This is a genomic window from Kitasatospora sp. NPDC059827 (assembly GCF_042731675.1).
In the GTDB taxonomy this organism is placed as follows: Bacteria; Actinomycetota; Actinomycetes; order Streptomycetales; family Streptomycetaceae; genus Kitasatospora.
In genome coordinates, this window is sequence record NZ_JBHWIV010000009.1 from 110,907 (window position 1) to 127,537 (window position 16,631).

14 protein-coding genes and 1 tRNA gene are annotated in these 16,631 nt (G+C 73.4%); 13 read left to right on the top strand and 2 right to left on the bottom strand.

The genetic code is table 11. The features are described 5' to 3' along the window. The first annotated feature begins 19 nt into the window (after window positions 1-19). The 4 genes from ACFV8H_RS08490 to ACFV8H_RS08505 all read left to right on the top strand — a co-directional run bounded on the left by ACFV8H_RS08490 (window position 20) and on the right by ACFV8H_RS08505 (window position 4,490). Entirely contained in the window at window positions 20-619 is a 600-nt protein-coding gene (locus tag ACFV8H_RS08490; protein WP_380397588.1) for a Uma2 family endonuclease, read from the top strand. Between the two features lie 28 nt (window positions 620-647). Further along, the gene (gene rsmA / locus ACFV8H_RS08495; protein WP_375892728.1) at window positions 648-1,565 is read left to right on the top strand and encodes a 16S rRNA (adenine(1518)-N(6)/adenine(1519)-N(6))-dimethyltransferase RsmA; all 918 of its coding nucleotides are present in this window, start codon (window positions 648-650) and stop codon (window positions 1,563-1,565) included. Continuing rightward, window positions 1,562-2,476: a 4-(cytidine 5'-diphospho)-2-C-methyl-D-erythritol kinase gene (locus tag ACFV8H_RS08500; protein WP_380397589.1), complete on the top strand. Its 915-nt coding sequence runs from the start codon at window positions 1,562-1,564 to the stop codon at window positions 2,474-2,476. Before rsmA ends, ACFV8H_RS08500 begins: the two co-directional genes overlap by 4 nt. A gap of 199 nt (window positions 2,477-2,675) precedes the next feature. Beyond that, complete coding sequence (locus ACFV8H_RS08505) at window positions 2,676-4,490, top strand: ABC-F family ATP-binding cassette domain-containing protein (protein WP_380397591.1); 1,815 nt, start codon at window positions 2,676-2,678, stop codon at window positions 4,488-4,490. 84 nt (window positions 4,491-4,574) lie between these two features. On the opposite strand, the gene ACFV8H_RS08510 is transcribed toward ACFV8H_RS08505, so the two are convergent. Beyond that, window positions 4,575-6,428 carry an FUSC family protein gene (locus ACFV8H_RS08510; protein ID WP_380397592.1) on the bottom strand — a complete coding sequence of 618 codons (1,854 nt, stop codon included), beginning with the start codon at window positions 6,426-6,428 and terminating at the stop codon, window positions 4,575-4,577. Window positions 6,429-6,896: 468 nt separating this feature from the next. On the opposite strand from ACFV8H_RS08510, the gene ACFV8H_RS08515 reads away from it, so the two are divergent. The 4 genes from ACFV8H_RS08515 (at window position 6,897) to ACFV8H_RS08530 (ending at window position 11,893) form a co-directional block, all read left to right on the top strand. Beyond that, the gene (locus ACFV8H_RS08515; protein ID WP_380397594.1) at window positions 6,897-7,343 is read left to right on the top strand and encodes a hypothetical protein; all 447 of its coding nucleotides are present in this window, start codon (window positions 6,897-6,899) and stop codon (window positions 7,341-7,343) included. 43 nt (window positions 7,344-7,386) lie between these two features. Continuing rightward, window positions 7,387-9,021, top strand: a complete 1,635-nt coding sequence (locus ACFV8H_RS08520) for a WXG100 family type VII secretion target (protein ID WP_380397596.1) — start codon at window positions 7,387-7,389, stop codon at window positions 9,019-9,021. 97 nt (window positions 9,022-9,118) lie between these two features. Next, window positions 9,119-10,420, top strand: a complete 1,302-nt coding sequence (locus ACFV8H_RS08525; RefSeq protein WP_380397597.1) for a S8 family serine peptidase — start codon at window positions 9,119-9,121, stop codon at window positions 10,418-10,420. A 138-nt stretch (window positions 10,421-10,558) separates the two neighbouring features. Then, complete coding sequence (locus ACFV8H_RS08530) at window positions 10,559-11,893, top strand: MFS transporter (protein ID WP_380397599.1); 1,335 nt, start codon at window positions 10,559-10,561, stop codon at window positions 11,891-11,893. Window positions 11,894-11,952: 59 nt separating this feature from the next. On the opposite strand, the gene ACFV8H_RS08535 is transcribed toward ACFV8H_RS08530, so the two are convergent. Then, on the bottom strand, window positions 11,953-12,549 hold the full coding sequence (locus tag ACFV8H_RS08535; protein WP_380397601.1) for a flavodoxin family protein: 597 nt from the start codon (window positions 12,547-12,549) through the stop codon (window positions 11,953-11,955). Between the two features lie 151 nt (window positions 12,550-12,700). Here ACFV8H_RS08535 and ACFV8H_RS08540 point away from each other — a divergent pair, with 151 nt between their 5' ends. The 5 genes from ACFV8H_RS08540 (at window position 12,701) to ACFV8H_RS08560 (ending at window position 16,626) form a co-directional block, all read left to right on the top strand. Next, window positions 12,701-13,186, top strand: coding sequence for a winged helix-turn-helix transcriptional regulator (locus tag ACFV8H_RS08540; RefSeq protein WP_380397603.1), 486 nt, complete (start codon window positions 12,701-12,703; stop codon window positions 13,184-13,186). A gap of 98 nt (window positions 13,187-13,284) precedes the next feature. After that, a tRNA-Thr gene (locus ACFV8H_RS08545) sits at window positions 13,285-13,360 on the top strand. Between the two features lie 188 nt (window positions 13,361-13,548). After that, a complete protein-coding gene (locus ACFV8H_RS08550) occupies window positions 13,549-14,235 on the top strand; it encodes a LuxR C-terminal-related transcriptional regulator (protein WP_380397605.1) in 687 nt (228 codons plus the stop codon). Between the two features lie 197 nt (window positions 14,236-14,432). Next, window positions 14,433-15,395 (top strand): UDP-glucose 4-epimerase GalE, encoded by a 963-nt coding sequence (gene galE, locus ACFV8H_RS08555; RefSeq protein ID WP_375892711.1) that lies wholly within the window; start codon window positions 14,433-14,435, stop codon window positions 15,393-15,395. A 328-nt stretch (window positions 15,396-15,723) separates the two neighbouring features. Then, window positions 15,724-16,626 (top strand): LuxR C-terminal-related transcriptional regulator, encoded by a 903-nt coding sequence (locus ACFV8H_RS08560; protein ID WP_380397607.1) that lies wholly within the window; start codon window positions 15,724-15,726, stop codon window positions 16,624-16,626. The last annotated feature ends 5 nt before the right edge of the window (window positions 16,627-16,631 follow it).

The window sequence follows — 16,631 nt, forward strand, 5'->3', positions numbered from 1 at the left end:
TGCAGTGAGGGAGGTGGCAATGACCGCCGAGCCGATCAGCGAACCCGTGGACGATCGCGTCGAATGGTTCCTTCCGCCAGCCCAGGGCTGGACGTACGAGCAGGCTCAGGATTTCGACCTGCCGTTCGAGTGGGATCTGGTGGACGGAGTCATTGTGGTCCGGGGGCAGACGAACTTCTGGCATGACCTGGTGCGTTCGGGGCTGGAGCGAGGGCTGTTCGCTGCGCGCGTCGAGCCCTGTGCGGTCCTGCCGGAGCGGTGCATGCTGCTGGACGAGAGCAACACGGCCAAGCCCGATGTGGTGGTGTTCGACAAGACCGGTCTCGACGTCTTCGAGCTGGACTGTCTGCCGGTCGAGTCCGTGGTTCTGGCCGTCGAGGTGGTGTCGCCCGGGACCCGGGCCAGGGACCGCTTCGGCAAGCCCGGCCAGTTCGCCGAGAAGGGGATCCCCGCCTACTGGCGGGTCGAGCGCGGCATCGACAACCTGCCTATCGTCCACGAGTTCCACCGGGACGAGGAGAAGGGCGTCTACTTGCCCGTCGCCCAGCACGAAGGGGTGCTCCGTACCTCGGTCCCGTACCCCGTGGAGATCGACCTCGCCGCGGTGGTCGAACTCTGAGTGCCGCCCGCGCCCGTATCCTTGGCGCGTGAGCAGCACCGACCCCACCCCTGACAGCCACCTGCTGGGCGCCGCCGACATCCGCGAACTGGCGGCCGCGTTCGGCGTGAAGCCGACCAAGCAGCGCGGGCAGAACTTCGTCATCGACGGCAACACCGTGCGGCGGATCGTCCGCGCCGCCGAGGTGACGGAGCAGGACGCGGTGGTGGAGGTCGGGCCAGGGCTCGGCTCCCTCACGCTGGCGCTGCTGGACGTCGCCCGGCACGTCACCGCGGTCGAGATCGACCCGGTGCTCGCCCGGCACCTGCCGGACACCGTCGCGGGCCGGATGCCCCGCAAGGCGGACGCCTTCGCGCTGGTCCTCAGCGACGCCATGGAGGTCACCGAGCTGCCCGGGCCGGCGCCCACCGCGCTGGTCGCCAACCTGCCGTACAACGTGGCGGTGCCCGTCCTGCTGCACATGCTGGCGACCTTCCCCAGCATCGAGCGGACCCTGGTGATGGTGCAGAGCGAGGTCGCCGACCGGCTCGCCGCCAAGCCCGGCAACAAGGTCTACGGCGTCCCCTCGGTCAAGGCCAACTGGTACGCCGACGTGAAGCGGGCCGGCGCGATCGGGCGGAACGTGTTCTGGCCCGCCCCCAACGTCGACTCCGGGCTGGTCTCGCTGATCCGCCGCGAGCCGCCGAGGACCACCGCGACCCGCGAGCAGGTGTTCGCGGTGGTCGACGCCGCGTTCGCCCAGCGCCGCAAGACCCTGCGCGCCGCGCTGGCCGGCTGGGCCGGCTCCGCCGCCGGGGCCGAGCAGGCGCTCGCGGCCGCCGGGATCGACCACAAGCTGCGCGGCGAGATGCTGACGGTGGAGCAGTTCGCCGCGATCGCCGAGCACAAGCCCGTCGCGCCGGTGGCTCCGGGCACGTCTGCCACGTCTGCCGAGGACGGCGAGTGATCACCGTACGGGTACCGGCCAAGGTCAACGCCCAGCTCGGGGTCGGCGGACTGCGCGCCGACGGCTTCCACGACCTGGCCAACGTCTTCTTCGCGGTCTCGCTCGGTGACGAGGTCACGGCCACCCCGGCGGACGGCGTGACGCTGTCCTGCTCGGGCCCCGACGCCGAGGCCGTCCCGCTCGACGACAGCAACCTCGCCGCCCGCGCCGCCCGGCTGCTCGCCGCCCACCACGGGATCGCCGACCCGGGCGTCCACCTGCACATCGCCAAGGCCATCCCGGTCGCCGGCGGCATGGCCGGCGGCAGCGCCGACGGCGCCGCCGCGCTGGTCGCCTGCGACGCGCTGTGGCAGCTCGACACCCCGCTCCCGGTGCTGCTGGACCTCGCCGCCGAACTGGGCTCCGACGTGCCCTTCGCCCTGCTCGGCGGCGTCGCGCTGGGCCGCGGCCGGGGCGAGATCCTGGAACCGCTGCCGGTCGACGGCACCTTCCACTGGGTCTTCGCGGTCGCCGACGGCGGCCTGTCCACCCCCGCGGTCTTCCGCGAGTGCGACCGGCTCCGCGAGGAGGCCGGCACCGGCTCCAGCGACCTCCAGGTGCCCACCCCCGACGCCGACCGGGCCCTGCTCGCCGCCCTCGCCGACGGCGACGCCGTCGCCCTGGCCGGCGCGCTCACCAACGACCTCCAGGCCGCCGCGCTCTCCCTGCGCCCCGCGCTGGCCGCCACCCTGCGGGCCGGCACCGAGGCCGGTGCGCTCGGCGCCCTGGTCTCCGGCTCCGGACCGACCTGCGCCTTCCTGGCCAAGGACGCCGAGGCGGCGGCCACCGTCGCCCGGGCGCTGCTGGCCTCCGGCACCTGCCGGGCCGCGCACGCCACGTACGGGCCGGTGCCGGGGGCGTCGGTCGTCTGACGGGGTGGGGGTGCCGCGTCCGGCGTGGTGAGGGCGCCGTGTCCGGCGTGCCGGGGGCGTCGCTCGGGCGGCGTGGTGGGGGCGCTCGACGCGGTGAGGGCGTCGCGGCCCGCCCATTAGGCTGGGGTGATCGGGTCGTCCCCGAGAGAGGGGCGGGCTGGGCCCGCCCCCGACCGCCGAACCCAGGAGCGCAGCACACGTGGCCGTCAACCTCGCCACCATCGAGTCCGTCACGAAGGTCTACGGCACCCGCACCCTGCTGGACGCGGTCAGCCTGGGCGTGAGCGACGGCGACCGGATCGGCGTCGTCGGCCGCAACGGCGACGGCAAGACCACCCTGATCCGGATGCTCGCCAAGCTGGAGGAGCCCGACGGCGGCCGGATCACCTGGAACGGCAACCTCGAACCGGCCGTCCTCACCCAGCACGACTCGCTCGACCCGAAGGCCACCATCCGGCACGAGGTCATCGCCGACCGCGCCGACCACGAGTGGCTCGGCGACGCCCGGATCCGCGACATCATCGAAGGCCTCTTCGGCGGCCTCGACCTGCCCGGCTTCGCCGACGGCCTCGACACCGTCATCGGCCCGCTCTCCGGCGGCGAGCGCCGCCGGATCGCCCTCGCCAAGCTGCTGCTCGGCTCCCCCGAGCTGATCATCCTCGACGAGCCCACCAACCACCTCGACGTCGAGGGCATCAACTGGCTCGCCCAGCACCTGCAGAAGCGCCGCTCCGCGCTGGTCTGCGTCACCCACGACCGCTGGTTCCTCGACCAGGTCTGCACCCGGATGTGGGACGTCCAGCACGGCGAGGTGCACGAGTACGAGGGCGGCTACTCCGACTACGTCTTCTCCCGCGCCGAGCGCTCCCGGATCGAGGCCGTCGAGGAGCAGAAGCGCCAGAACCTCGCCCGCAAGGAGCTGGCCTGGCTGCGCCGCGGCGCCCCCGCCCGCACCTCCAAGCCGCGCTACCGGATCGAGGCGGCCAACGCCCTGATCGCCGACGTGCCGGACCCCCGGGACAAGAGCGAGCTGATGAAGTTCGCCAACGCCCGGCTCGGCCGCACCGTCTTCGACCTGGAAGGCGTCACCGTCAAGGCCGGCCCCAAGCTGCTGCTGGAGAACCTCACCTGGCAGCTCGGCCCCGGTGACCGGATCGGCCTGCTCGGCGTCAACGGCGCCGGCAAGACCTCGCTGCTGCGCGCCATGCGCGACGCCTACGCCAGCGAGGGCGACGTCCAGCCCACCTCCGGCGTGATCAAGGTCGGCAAGACCGTGCGGCTGGCCTACCTGTCCCAGGAGGTCGCCGAACTGGAGCCGACGACCCGGGTGCTGCAGGCCGTCGAGCAGGTCCGCTCCCGGGTCGACCTCGGCAAGGGCCGGGAGATGAGCGCCGGCCAGCTGTGCGAGCAGTTCGGCTTCGGCAAGGACAAGCAGTGGACGCCGGTCGGCGACCTCTCCGGCGGCGAGCGCCGCCGGCTCCAGCTGCTGCGGCTGCTGATGGACGAGCCCAACGTGCTGTTCCTCGACGAGCCGACCAACGACCTGGACATCGAGACCCTCAACCAGCTGGAGGACCTGCTCGACGGCTGGCCCGGCTCGATGGTCGTCATCAGCCACGACCGGTTCTTCATCGAGCGGACCACCGACGTCGTCCACGCGCTGCTCGGCGACCAGAAGATGCGGATGCTGCCGGGCGGCGTCGACGAGTACCTGGAGCGGCGGGCCCGGATGGCCGCCGCCGCGGCGCAGGCCGCCCCCGTCGCCGCGGCCCCGGCCGCCGACCCCGCCGCCGGGCTCTCCGGCGGGGACCTCCGGGCGGCCAAGAAGGAGATGCAGAGGATCGAGCGCCAGATCTCCAAGCTGGACCAGAAGGAGTCCAAGCTGCACGCCCAACTCGCCGAGCACGCCGCCGACTTCTCCAAGGTCGCCGAACTGGACGGGCAGCTGCGCACCGTCCGGGAGGAGAAGGAGGAGCTGGAGCTGACCTGGCTGGAGCTGGCCGAGCAGGTCTGACCGCCCGCCTTCTCGACTACCGCTGCTCGAGCAGGAGTTCCCACTCGTCACCACCGCTGCTCGAGCAGGAACTCCAGCTCGTCACTACCGCTGCTCGAGCAGGAGCTCCAGCTCGTCCGCCGCACGGCCCAGCGCACTGAGCGCCGGGTCGTGCGGTGCGTCCGGCCGGGCCGCCGGACCGACCGGCGGACGGTGCTCCCGGGCGGCGGCCGTCAGCTCGTCCAGGGCCCGCCGGACCCGCTCGGTCTCCCCCGGATCCGGCACCCGGCCCCCGTACCGGATCTGCGCGGCGAACGCCGCCACCGCCCCGCCCAGCCGCTCCAGCGCCGCCGTGGCCGGCAGCCACTGCTCGGCCAGCCGGCCCGTGGGCGGCGGCTCGGCCAGCCCCTGCCGCACCTCCTGCCGGGCGTCCGCCAACGACCGGTAGGCCGTACGGCGCAGCCACACCTCTCCGGTCCGGTGCTCCGTGACCGCGTCCAGGTAGGCGCGCAGGGCGGTCGTCGCGGTCACCAGCCGCGGCTCGATCCGGTGCCGCGGGCGCTCCGGCCACAGCAGGTAGCCGAAGAGCAGCACGATCGCGCTCGCCAGGACCGTGTCCAGCACCCGCGGCCAGAACTCGGCCGCGCTGCTCTGCCCGCCGAGTTGGAGCAGCACCAGCGCCATCGGCGTCATCGCCACGGTGGTCAGCCCGTAGTGCGCCGCCGTCGCGTACGGCAGCAGCGCCACGCACAGCGCCGCCACCGCCGTCAGCACCCACTCCTCGGTGGTCGACGCCAGCAGCGCCGCCGTCACCACCACACCCAGCACCGTGCCGACCGCCCGGCTCACCGCCCGCAGGAACACCGAACCCAGATCCGGCTTCACCACGAACGCGATCGTCATCGGCACCCAGTAGCTCTTGCTCAGCGGGTAGTTGGCCGTCACTGCCGAACCCACCGCGATGCACAGCGCCACCCGCAGCCCGTACCGCGCCGAAGCGGCGGACCACAGCCGCCCCCGGAGCCGCCACGGGTCGGGCGGCGGCGCGGGAGCCGCGTCGATCCGGGCCGGCCGGCCCGCGACCGCGTCCGCCGCGGCCCGCAGCGCCATATCCAGGGCCTGCCGCGCCGGGGTGTCCGGCCCCCACCGCGGCACCACCACCTCGCCGCCGCCCCGCCGCACCGCGGCCGCCAGCTGCCCGGGCACCGCCGCCACCTCCGCCGGCACCGGCCGCCACGCCCACAACAGGCCTGTCGCCGCCTCGGTCGCCGCCAGCGCCGCCTCGTACACCGGGCGCAGGGCCGTCCGGCCGCGCCCGGGGAACAGGTCCTGCACCTGGTTCAGGCGGGCCGTCAACACCCGGCGGGAACCCGCGCCCCGCGCCGTCCCCAGATCGCCGAGCGTCCGGCCGAGCGCCTCGTACGCCGCCGCCAGCGCCCGGACGCGCGGGTCGGCCGCACGACCGGGCAGACCCAGCAGCACCACGAACGCCGCACCCGCCAGCATCATCGGCGCCGCCGCCCACCACGGCCCCGGCAACGGCATCCCGCTGCCCAACGCCGCCGACACCAGCAGCAGCATCCCCGCCGCCGACCCGCGCGGACCCGTCGCACTCAACGCACCCGACACGAACGCCGTCAGCGTCAGCCCGGCACCGAGCACCACCACACCCGCGTGGACGTGCTGCAAGGCCGTACCGATCAGCATCCCCGCCGCCGAAGCCGCCACCGCCGAGCCGATCCGCGCCGTCCGCAGCCCCGTGGGCTCGACCCGGTCGTTCATCGTCGCGTGCATCGCCCCCAGCCCGGCGAACACCCCCAGGTCCAGCCGGTGCGCCCACAACCCCAGCACCAGCGGCACCGCCATCCCCACCGCGGCCCGCACCATCAACACCACCGGCAGCGGCGGCCGCTCCGGCCGCACCGCCCGGGCCCACCAGGGCGTCCTCTGCTCAGGCATGTCGTCACACGTCCGTTCTGCGGCCACGGCTCGCTGCTGAGCGACATTGCACGGCAGATGGGGCGTACCGGGGCAGTCTACCCAGCGGCCCGACCCCGGGCTGTACGTGTCAAGTTCGTACCGATCGCGCCCGCGCCGACCAAGGGCCCTGCCGGGCCGACAGAGGCGGTGGCTACCATGACAGAGGCGGGGGCCGCCCCCAGGGCGGGCGGCCGAACCGACCAGGACGGTACGTCTTGGAAGTTGACGGTGCGTTGCGGCGCGACGGGGCCCGGGACACGCCCGGGACGCGCGGGCCGTACGGGGGAGAGGTGGATTGCTGTGGGAGAGCCGACGACCACGCCGAGCGCGGGAACGACGCCGGCACCGGGGACACCGGGGACACCTGGGGCACCGGACGCGACGCCGTTCATGCTGGACGGGCCGACGATCCCGCTGCCGTGGGGGCACGGGATCAAGATTGCCCCCGTGGTCAGCACCGTGCAGACCAACGTCAGCGCAGGCGACCTGGTCGCGGCCTTCGGCAAGCAGGACGTCCAGATCGAGCTGCAGACGCTCACGAACTTCGCCAACAAGGTCGATGCGCTGCTCAAGGCGATGGAGGGATCGGCGGCCGCGCCGTACAAGCTCCAGGAGCAGAAGGTCTCCGCGGGCAGCTTCGTCAACGCCGCAGACGCTGCGAAGTTCCCCGAGGCCGTGGCCCTGCACGGCGCCTACGACAAGGTCCACGACCAGCTGGTCAAGCTCCACAAGGACTTCGCGGCGCAGATCGAGGCGATGAAGGCTGCGGTCGCGGACACGCACAGCCAGTACACGACCAACGAGGGCCACACGACGGACGCCCAGAAGGCGATCGCGGCGGGGGCAGGCATCAACCTGCCGCCTACAGGGACGAAGTCCAACGTGACGGCCTGAAAGCGGCGCCTGGAGAGATTTACGGGGAGACGGGGAACAGACCATGTCAGGACCGACGGAGTTCAGCAACATCGACCACGCCGTACTCAAGGGGATGGTCGACGGCGGGAAGCCCGCCGACGTACTAAAGCGGGCGAACCAGCTCCAGGACGCAGGCCGCGTCCTGACGGACCTCAGCCAGGCGTTGCAGGGGCACCTCGGCAATGTCAGCTGGGAGGGGCCGGCGGCCGAGGGCTTCAAGACCTGGGTGGGGAACCTCTACAAGTCCGCAGCGATCATCGCCCAGCATTCCACGACCGCCGGCAACGCCATGGTCCAGGCCGGAGAGGCGCTCAGCACCGCCCAGTCCGCCGTGCCCAAGCCTCCGCAGACGGAGATCGACCTGCTGGCCAAGGCCAAGGCGCAGACGCTCTACATGCCGTCGAACGTGAACCTGAACGGCAAGTCGGTCGACGACTTCATGTTCTCCCTCAACCCGAACTGGGTGAGCAAGGACCGGGCTGCCCAGGCCGCGGCGACCATCGAGAAGGAGAAGCAGGAAGCCATTCTCCAGATGGAGAAGCTGGCACAGGCTTACACCGCGGCGACGACGACGTTGAACGGGATCGACGACAACGTGGTGCTGCCGGGAACGCCTGCCACGGGGAAGGACAAGGGCTCCGCTTCGGAGTACGGGGGGAACGGTAGCTCGGGAAGCAGCTACGGGGGCTCGGTCCGAAGCCCCCGCACCGGCAGCTACGGCGGGAGCTACAGCCCGCCTGGCGGCGACTATGGCGGTGCCACCATGAAGCCCCGTGACCCGGCGACGAGCTGGCAGGATCCGTCCAACCCGACCCACCCCGGCCCGACTCCGCCCTACGGCGGCGGGCAGCTGCCGCCCCCGCCGCAGGACCCGGGCACCCCGACCCCGCCGTCCCACCCGTCGGACCCGGTCACCCGTCCCGGCACCGGCCTCGACAGCATCCCGACCCTGCCGGACCAGACCACTCCGGTCGGTCCCGGGGGCGGCCCGGTGCTGCCGAGCGGTCCGGGTGGAACTCCCGGCTACCCCGGCGGTCCCGACGGCCGGGGCGGGCTGCCCGGCACGCCGGGCAGCGGCCCCATCTCCGGCTTCCCGGCGGGCATCGGTGGCGGGTCCGTTCCGACCAAGGGCATCGGCGGCATCCCCGGCAAGGGCGGCGGCTCGGTTCCCCTCCGTACCGGCCCGTTCAGCGGCGGTTCGGTCCCCGGCAAGGCCGGTACCCCGGGACTCCCGAGCGGAACGGTCTTCGGTCGTGAGGGTGCGCCGGGCGGTGGCCGGGTCGGCGGTTCGGCCATGGGTGGCGGAATGGGTGGCATGCACCCGGGCATGGGCGGCGGCCACGGCGTCGTCGGCGGTGCCGGTGGTGCGCGCGGCCGGGGCCTGACCTCGACCCCGGGCGGCACGGTCGGTGGCCGCAAGGGCCCTGCCGCCAGCGGGGAGTTCACCCCTGGTGGCACGGGCCTGCGCAACCGCGCGGCGGCGGAGGCTGCCGAGGGCGGTGCACGGTCCGGGCAGAACGGCATGATGGCCCCGGGTACGGGCGGCCACGGCGGCAAGAAGGACCGCGACCGCCGCAACCGCGCGGACTACCTCCACGAGGACGAAGAGACGTGGACCAGCGGTACGCCGCACAGCAATCCGGACGTGATTGAGTAGGACGGCAACGACTGCCCGGCCACTGGGCTTCCCCAGTGGCCGGGCAGTCTTGTTCAGGCCCCGCTTCGGCAGGCGGGGAAGTCGACGAGGAGTTGTGATGAGTCGAATGATCCGGCGGGTGCCTGGACGGCTGTTCGTGGCGATGCTCGTAGCCGCTGGTGTCGCCGTTTCCCCTGTTGCAGCATCGGCTGCCGTCAATGGTGCGGTTCGTGATGATCAGTGGCATCTGGATGTCATGAAGGCGTCGGACATGTGGAAGGTCTCCACAGGGCAGGGCGTCACGGTCGCAGTGATCGACGGTGGGTTCAAGCTGGATCACCCTGACCTTTCCGGGCAGTTCTTGTCAGGAAAGGACTTCAGCGGCAGCAAGGGCGGAGTTGGTGCCGATGCCAATGGGCACGGCACGCAGATGGCCGGGCTGATTGCGGGAACGGGGAAGGCGAATGGCGGGAAGGGTGCTTATGGATTGGCACCCGGAGTCAAGATCCTGCCCTTGAAGATCAATACGGGATCCGAGGGGTCGGTGCTTTCGGCTGACTTCCTGGACCAGATCGGGCAGGCGGTCGACTATGCCGTCGCCAACGGCGCCAAGGTCATCAGTATTTCTCAAGGGACGAACTCGGTCACGACGTCCAGCGACGATGTCGCCAAGCTGAATCGAATCCTCGTGTCCGCCAGGGCGAAGGGGGCCCTGGTCCTCGCTGCGGTGGGGAACGAGGCGAAGTCCGGGAACCCGGTTGACTATCCGGGAGGACTGCCGAACGTCGTGGGCGTCGGAGCCTTCGGTCGGAACGGGGATGTGACCGACGAATCCGAGACGGGGCCGCAGGTGGCTCTGGTAGCTCCTGGTGCGGACACCATCGCAGCCTGCACGGCTCCATCTGGATATTGCACCGGGCATGGAACGTCGGATGCGACCGCTCTGGCGTCTGCCTCAGCGGCGCTGATCTGGTCGATCCATCCGGATTGGTCACCGAACCAGATTCTGCGGGTGCTCATCAATACCGCGGGCAGGCCGAATGGCGGGAACGCCCGGACGAACGATGCCGGTTGGGGTGCGGTCCGGCCGCGGATCGCGTTGACGGACCCGGGCGACCCCGGACCGGCGGATGTGTCGCCGCTTCCGGCTGATGCGGTGACGCCTTCGGCTGCCCCTTCGCCGTCGGCGAGTGCGTCCGTGTCCGCGTCGTCGGTGCCGAGTCCGGCCGGGGCTGCGGCCGGTGCGCCGACTGCGCAGCCGGAGGCTGGGGCGTCGTCCGGGTCGGGTGGTGCGCTGCCGGTCGTGGGTGGGGTGGTGGCCGGTCTTCTGGTGGTGGCGGGTGTGGTGTTCGCGGTGGTGCGTCGGCGGCGGGCTGCCGTGCCGCCGGGGCCTCCGGGGGGTAACCCGTACGCGCAGTAGGCGGGTTGGGGCAGGTGGGCCCGGGTGTCGCGGTGGCGGCGCCCGGGCTTTTTGGTGGGCGCTGGGGGGCGGGGTGTGCGCCGGGGTCACTCGGGTGGGTGCTGGCGGGGGTGGGGTGGGGGTGGCGAGGGTGGTGGTATGGATGCGGAGGGTGCCCGGCGGGCCGGGCAGTTGAGGCGGGCCGCGGCTGCGGCGTTGATCGGGACGGCGATCGAGTTCTACGACTTCTTCCTGTACGGGACGGCGGCGGCCCTGGTGTTCGGGCCGGTGTTCTTTCCCGGGTTGGGTGGGGCCGGGGCGTTGTTGGCGGCGTTCTCGGTGTACGCGGTGGCGTTCCTGGCCCGGCCGTTGGGGGCGGTGGTGTTCGGGCACTTCGGGGACCGGGTGGGGCGGAAGGCGACGTTGGTGGTGTCGCTGTTGCTGATGGGCCTGGCGACGGTGGCGGTGGGGTTGTTGCCGGGGTTCGCGGTGTGGGGGTGGTGGTCGCCGGCGCTGCTGGTGGTGCTGCGGGTGTGCCAGGGCGTCGGGTTGGGCGGGGAGTGGGGCGGGGCGGCGCTGCTGATCGCGGAGAACGCGCCGGCCGGGCGGCGCGGGCGGTACGGCGGGTTCCTGCAGTTGGGGCCGTCGGGCGGGTTCGTGTTGGCGAACGGGGCGTTCCTGGTGCTCCAACTCACCCTGGACGAGGGGTCGTTCCGGGCGTGGGGCTGGCGGGTGCCGTTCCTGGCCTCGTTGGTGCTGGTGGCGGTGGGGCTGTTCGTGCGGCTGCGGCTGGCGGAGACGCCGTTGTTCCGGGCGGACGAGCGGCGGGACCGTCCGCCGGTGGTGGAGGTGCTGCGGGAGCACTGGCGGCCGGTGCTGGCGGGGGGTGGGGCGATCACGCTCGGGTACGCGTTGTTCTACCTGACCACCACGTACGCGCTGGCGTACGCGACGTCCGGCCTCGGGGTGGCGAGCACGGTGGTGCTGGCGATGCTGCTGGTCGGTGCGGTGGGCGGGGCCGTGACGGTGTGGCTGAGTGCGGCGCACAGTGACCGGTGGGGGCGGCGGCGGACGCTGCGCTGGGCGGCGGGCCTGGCGGCGGGCTGGTCGCTGGTGCTGTTCCCGCTGCTGGAGACGGTGCGCCGGCCGTTGATGTTCCTGGCGTTGGCCGGGGCGATGGTGGTGCTGGGGTGCCTGATGGGCCCGGTGGCGGCGTTCCTGCCGGAGCTGTTCCCGACCCGGGTGCGCTACACGGGTGCCGCGTTGACGTACAACCTGGGCGGGGTGGTCGGCGGGGCGCTGACGCCGTTGGTGGCGACGCGGCTGACCAGGGTGTACGGGACGGCGCAGCCGGTCGGCTGGTACCTGGGGGTGCTGGGGCTGGTGGCGCTGGGCTGCCTGTGGTTGCTGCCGGACACCACGGGTGCGGAGTTGGCGGCGGTGGACGGCGGACGCCGCCGGGCGCCCGTGTTGGGGGCGGATCCGGCGGCGTAGCCGTGCGGCGGTGAGGCGGCGCGGCCTCGGTCGGCCAGGGCCCGGCAGTCGGTCGGGTCTCAGCCGGCCAGGGCGGCGCGGCCGGCCAGCACGACGGCGGTGTGCCGGGCGACGCGCTCGCCCAGGTGCTCGGCGGTGGCGATGTCGGCCTTGTGGACGGCCTCGGGGCCGGCGTCGGAGGGGGAGGAGGCGGCGGCGCCGGTGAAGAAGCCGAGGCGGTTGAGGTCGTCCTCGGAGGCGGTGGTGGCGTTCCAGCCGGGCTTGAGGCCGAGGTTGACCCAGTTCATGCCGTGCTGGGCGGCGAGGGTCTGGAAGAAGCCGAGGGTGCCGGCCTTGTCGCCGCTCTTGGAGGCGGAGTTGGTGAAGCCGGCCGCGAGCTTGTCCTTCCAGGCGTCGGTGAACCAGCGCTTGCTGCTGGCCTCGGCGAAGACGTGGAAGGCGCCGGAGGCGGTGCCCATGTAGGTGGGGGAGCCGAAGACGATCGCGTCGGCGGCGTCCAGCTGGGCCCACTGCTCCTCGGTGATGGTGTCGACGGCGATCGTGACGACCTCGGCGCCCGCTGCGGCGGCGCCTCGGGCGACGGCCTCGGCGATCACGGCGGTGTGGCCGTAGCCGGAGTGGTAGGCGAGGGCGACGGTCGGGCGGATGGCGGTCATGCGGGCACTCCTGGGGACGGGACGGCGTGAGCGGGGGAGGGCAAGGCGGACGGAGCGGGGCGGGCCCGCTCCGTCGAACGGTCTCCAATATAGACCAGGTCTCCATCAGAGACCAGGTGCGGATCGGAGACCGCAGGTCTACCCTGGGCCTATGACGACGGAGGAAGCGGCCCGGGTCGAGGTCGAGCGACGGGCGGAGGACGCCGGGGTCGGGCGGAAGACGGAAGGCGGCGGGCGGCAGCCGGAAGGCGAAGGCCGGGAGCCGGAGCCGGAGCTGGACGTCTTCGCCCAGCTCTGCCCCAGCCGCGAGCTGTTCGCCGAGCTCGCCGACAAGTGGTCGATGCTGATCCTGATGAGCCTGTCCGCCTGTGGGCCGCAGCGCTTCTCCGAGCTCCAGCGCGGCGTCGGCGGGGTCAGCCGCAAGATGCTCACCCAGTCGCTGCGGAGTCTGGAGCGCAGCGGGCTGGTGCTCCGCACGGTCTTCCCGGAGACGCCGCCGCGGGTGGTCTACGACCTGCTGCCGCTCGGTCGCGAGCTGGCCGCGCTGGTCGCCCCGCTCGGGCAGTGGACGGAGCGCCGCGCGGGGCAGATGCTCGCGGCCCGCGAGGAGTTCGACGCGGCGCACGTCGGGGGCTGACGGCCCACGGGGCCCGGGGTGGAGCCGATTTCCCTTCCGGGCCGACGGCCGTGTAATGTCTTCCTTGTTCGACCGGCCAGGCGGAAACGCAAGGCCAAGCCCCTATAGCTCAGTCGGTAGAGCGTCTCCATGGTAAGGAGAAGGTCTGCGGTTCGATTCCGCATGGGGGCTCCACTGAAAGACCCTCGCCTCGCGGCGGGGGTCTTTCGCGTTCTGTGCACCGGGCTCCGCCCCGTTGCGCCGCTGGTCCCGCGATCCTCGGTGGCCTAGCGGGTCGGGTACGGAATGCGTTGTGATGGTGCGTCATCGGCCGCCCGCCCACGGGGTGCGGGCGCGAGCCGGACCCCGACCGGGAGGGCGTCATGGGTGTTCGACTCGTGGTGGTCGACGACCACCGGCTGCTGGCCGAAGCGCTGGCCACCGCGCTGCAACTGCGCGGCCACCGGGTGCTCGCGGTCGGCTCGCCGGCCGGTGTGGCGGCCGATCTGGTGGCCGGGCGGCGGCCCGAGGTGTGTCTGCTGGGGGTGTCCGCGCCGGGTGAGCCGGGGGCTTTCGACGGGCTGCGCCGGATCCGCCGGGAGCGGCCCGAGGTGGCCGTGATCGTGCTCGGGCCGGTGGGTGAACTCCGGGGTGTGGCCTGCGCGTTCGCGGCCGGGGCGGCGGGGTACGTGCCCAGCGACGAGCGGATCGAGGTGGTCGAGCGGGCGATCGGGCGGGCCCGGGCGGGCGAGGCCGCGGTGACGGTGGACGTCCTGCGCGGGGCCTTCGACCAGTTGCTGCGCCCGGTGGCCGAGCCGGACGACGAGGCGGTCCGGCTGCTGCGGCTGCTGACCCGCCGTGAGGTGCAGGTGCTGGCCCGGATCGCGGACGGCGAGGACACCGCGGCGATCGCGGCCGGGATGCGGATCGCCGCGAGCACCGCCCGTACCCACGTGCAGCGGGTGCTGATGAAGCTGGGGGCGCGCACCCGGCTGGAGGCGGCGGCGGTGGCCGCGCGCACCGGCCTGCTGGAGCGGATGGCCGACGGCCGGCGGACCGCCGACGGCTGAGCGGGCCCCGGGGTGCCCGCGGGGCGGCGGCGCGGCAGCGCCGTGGAGGTCGGCTGAGGAGTGGGTGAGAATGCCGGGGAGCGACCGCCCCGGTGGTCCGGAGCACCCCGGCGGGCAGGGACAATTGAGCGCAGTCGTACGCATTCCGTCGATGGCGCCGCCGACCGCGCGGACCATCGCCCGCTGGAGGTCTCATCATGAGTAAGTACCTGGTCACGGGTGGCGCCGGCTACGTCGGCAGCGTGGTGGCCGCGCACCTGCTGGAGGCGGGTCACCAGGTGACCGTCCTGGACGACCTCTCCACCGGCTTCCGCGAGGGCGTCCCGGCCGGTGCCGAGTTCGTCGAGGGCCGGATCCAGGAGGCCGGCCGGGTGCTGGACGGCTCCTTCGACGGCGTGCTGCACTTCGCCGCCTCCTCGCAGGTCGGCGAGTCGGTCGTGGACCCGGAGAAGTACTGGCGCAACAACGTGGCGGGCTCGCTGGAGCTGATCACCGCGATGCGCGCCGCCGGCGTGCGCAAGCTGGTGTTCTCCTCGACCGCGGCTGTGTACGGCGAGCCGGAGGTCGTGCCGATCGCCGAGACCGCCCGGACCTCGCCGACCAACACCTACGGCGCCAGCAAGCTCGCCATGGACCACATGATCACCAGCGAGGCCGTCGCGCACGGCCTGGCCGCCGTCTCGCTGCGCTACTTCAACGTGGCCGGCGCGTACGGCGCCTACGGCGAGCGGCACGACCCCGAGTCGCACCTGATCCCGCTGGTCTTCCAGGCCGCGCTCGGCCGGCGCCCGCACATCGCGGTGTTCGGCGACGACTACCCGACCCCGGACGGCACCTGCATCCGCGACTACATCCACGTCGCGGACCTGGCCGACGCGCACCTGCTGGCGCTGGACGCCGCCAAGCCGGGCGAGCACCTGATCTGCAACCTGGGCAACGGCAGCGGCTTCTCGGTGCGCGAGGTGATCGAGTCGGTCAAGCGCGTCACCGGCCGGGAGATCCCGGTGCAGGTCGTCGGCCGCCGCGCGGGCGACCCGGCCGTGCTGGTGGCCTCGGCCGAGCGGGCCCACCAGGAGCTGGGCTGGACGCCGCGCCGCCCCAACCTGGACGACATCGTCGCCGACGCCTGGAAGTTCACCCTGGAGCAGACCGGCGAGTAGGTCGGCGAGCAGACCGGCGAGCAGTCCGGCACGGCCCCGCCGGCCGTGCCGGAACGGGACGGCTCCCGGGACGCGCTCCACCGCGAGCGGGCCCCCGGGGGCCGTCCGCCCGGTCAAGTCCGGCCCCTCGCGCACCACCTGACGAAACTTCACCGAACCGCCACGGGGGCGTTTCCCGGCCCGTACGCTGAGTGCGGTACCGGTGGGGGCCGGCGTCCTTTCGGCTTCACCGGCCACCGGTGGGCGGGCGGAACGGCGGGTCCGGAACGCGGACGCCGGACCGACCCCCGTCCCCGGGCTCGGGCGCGCTGAGCAGGGGGTAGTGACGATGGGGCGGATCCGGGTCCTGGTGGTCGACGACCATCGGATCTTCGCCGAGGCACTGGCCGCGGCGCTCGCCGCCGAGCCCGACGTGGAGGTGGGCGCGGCCGGTAGCGCGGCCGCCGCCGAGCGGGCGCTGGAGCGGGCCGCGGCCGAGGGGCGGGCCTACGACGTGGCGCTGATCGACGCCGACCTGGGGGTGGAAGCGGGTGGCCCGGCGGCCCGGGCCCGGCCCGGCCCGGAGGCGGCGGCCGAGGAGGCCCGGCGACGCCCGGCCCCGGGGGTGCCCGCCGCCCGCAGGCCGGGTGCCGCCCCGCTCGCCCCGCCCACCCCGGCGACCGCCGCCGCCCGCCCCCCGGACCGGCTCCGCGCCGAGCCGCTGCGGCCCACGGCCCCGCCGCCGGACGGCATCACCCTGCTGGGCCGGCTCCGCCGGGCGCATCCGGGGCTGCGCGGGGTGGTGCTGGCCACCGCGGACGACCCGCACCGCGCCGCCCGGGCGCTGCACGCGGGTGCCACCGGCTGGGTGGCGAAGGAGAGTTCGCTGGCCCGGTTGCTCGCGGTGGTCCGGGGGGTGCTGCGGGACGAGACCCACCTGCCGCCGGCGCTGCTCACCGGGGTGATTCGCGAGCTCACGACGGCCCGGCGGGACCGCACCGAGAGCGAGCGCCTGGTGGACACCCTGACCCCGCGGGAGAAGCAGATCCTGCGCTGCATGGTGGCGGGCCTGGGCCGGCAGGCGGTGGCGGAGCGGCTGTACCTGTCGCCGCACACCGTCCGCACCCACATGCAGAACGTGCTGGGGAAGTTGGGGGTGCACTCCACGCTGGCCGCCGTCGCGGTGGCCCGCCGGGCCGGGGTCAGTCCGGCGGAGCCGGCCGCGCCGCCGTCGATCGCCTCCACGCCGTAGCGGAG

What these genes read in the sequence shown, in the direction of transcription:
- ACFV8H_RS08490 (WP_380397588.1), top strand. Translation starts at nt 20, where the DNA reads ATGACCGCCGAGCCGATCAGCGAACCCGTGGACGATCGCGTCGAATGG.
- ACFV8H_RS08510 (WP_380397592.1), bottom strand. Translation starts at nt 6,428, where the DNA reads ATGCCTGAGCAGAGGACGCCCTGGTGGGCCCGGGCGGTGCGGCCGGAG.
- ACFV8H_RS08520 (WP_380397596.1), top strand. Translation starts at nt 7,387, where the DNA reads ATGTCAGGACCGACGGAGTTCAGCAACATCGACCACGCCGTACTCAAG.
- ACFV8H_RS08525 (WP_380397597.1), top strand. Translation starts at nt 9,119, where the DNA reads ATGAGTCGAATGATCCGGCGGGTGCCTGGACGGCTGTTCGTGGCGATG.
- ACFV8H_RS08530 (WP_380397599.1), top strand. Translation starts at nt 10,559, where the DNA reads ATGGATGCGGAGGGTGCCCGGCGGGCCGGGCAGTTGAGGCGGGCCGCG.
- ACFV8H_RS08535 (WP_380397601.1), bottom strand. Translation starts at nt 12,549, where the DNA reads ATGACCGCCATCCGCCCGACCGTCGCCCTCGCCTACCACTCCGGCTAC.
- ACFV8H_RS08540 (WP_380397603.1), top strand. Translation starts at nt 12,701, where the DNA reads ATGACGACGGAGGAAGCGGCCCGGGTCGAGGTCGAGCGACGGGCGGAG.
- ACFV8H_RS08550 (WP_380397605.1), top strand. Translation starts at nt 13,549, where the DNA reads ATGGGTGTTCGACTCGTGGTGGTCGACGACCACCGGCTGCTGGCCGAA.
- galE (WP_375892711.1), top strand. Translation starts at nt 14,433, where the DNA reads ATGAGTAAGTACCTGGTCACGGGTGGCGCCGGCTACGTCGGCAGCGTG.
- ACFV8H_RS08560 (WP_380397607.1), top strand. Translation starts at nt 15,724, where the DNA reads ATGGGGCGGATCCGGGTCCTGGTGGTCGACGACCATCGGATCTTCGCC.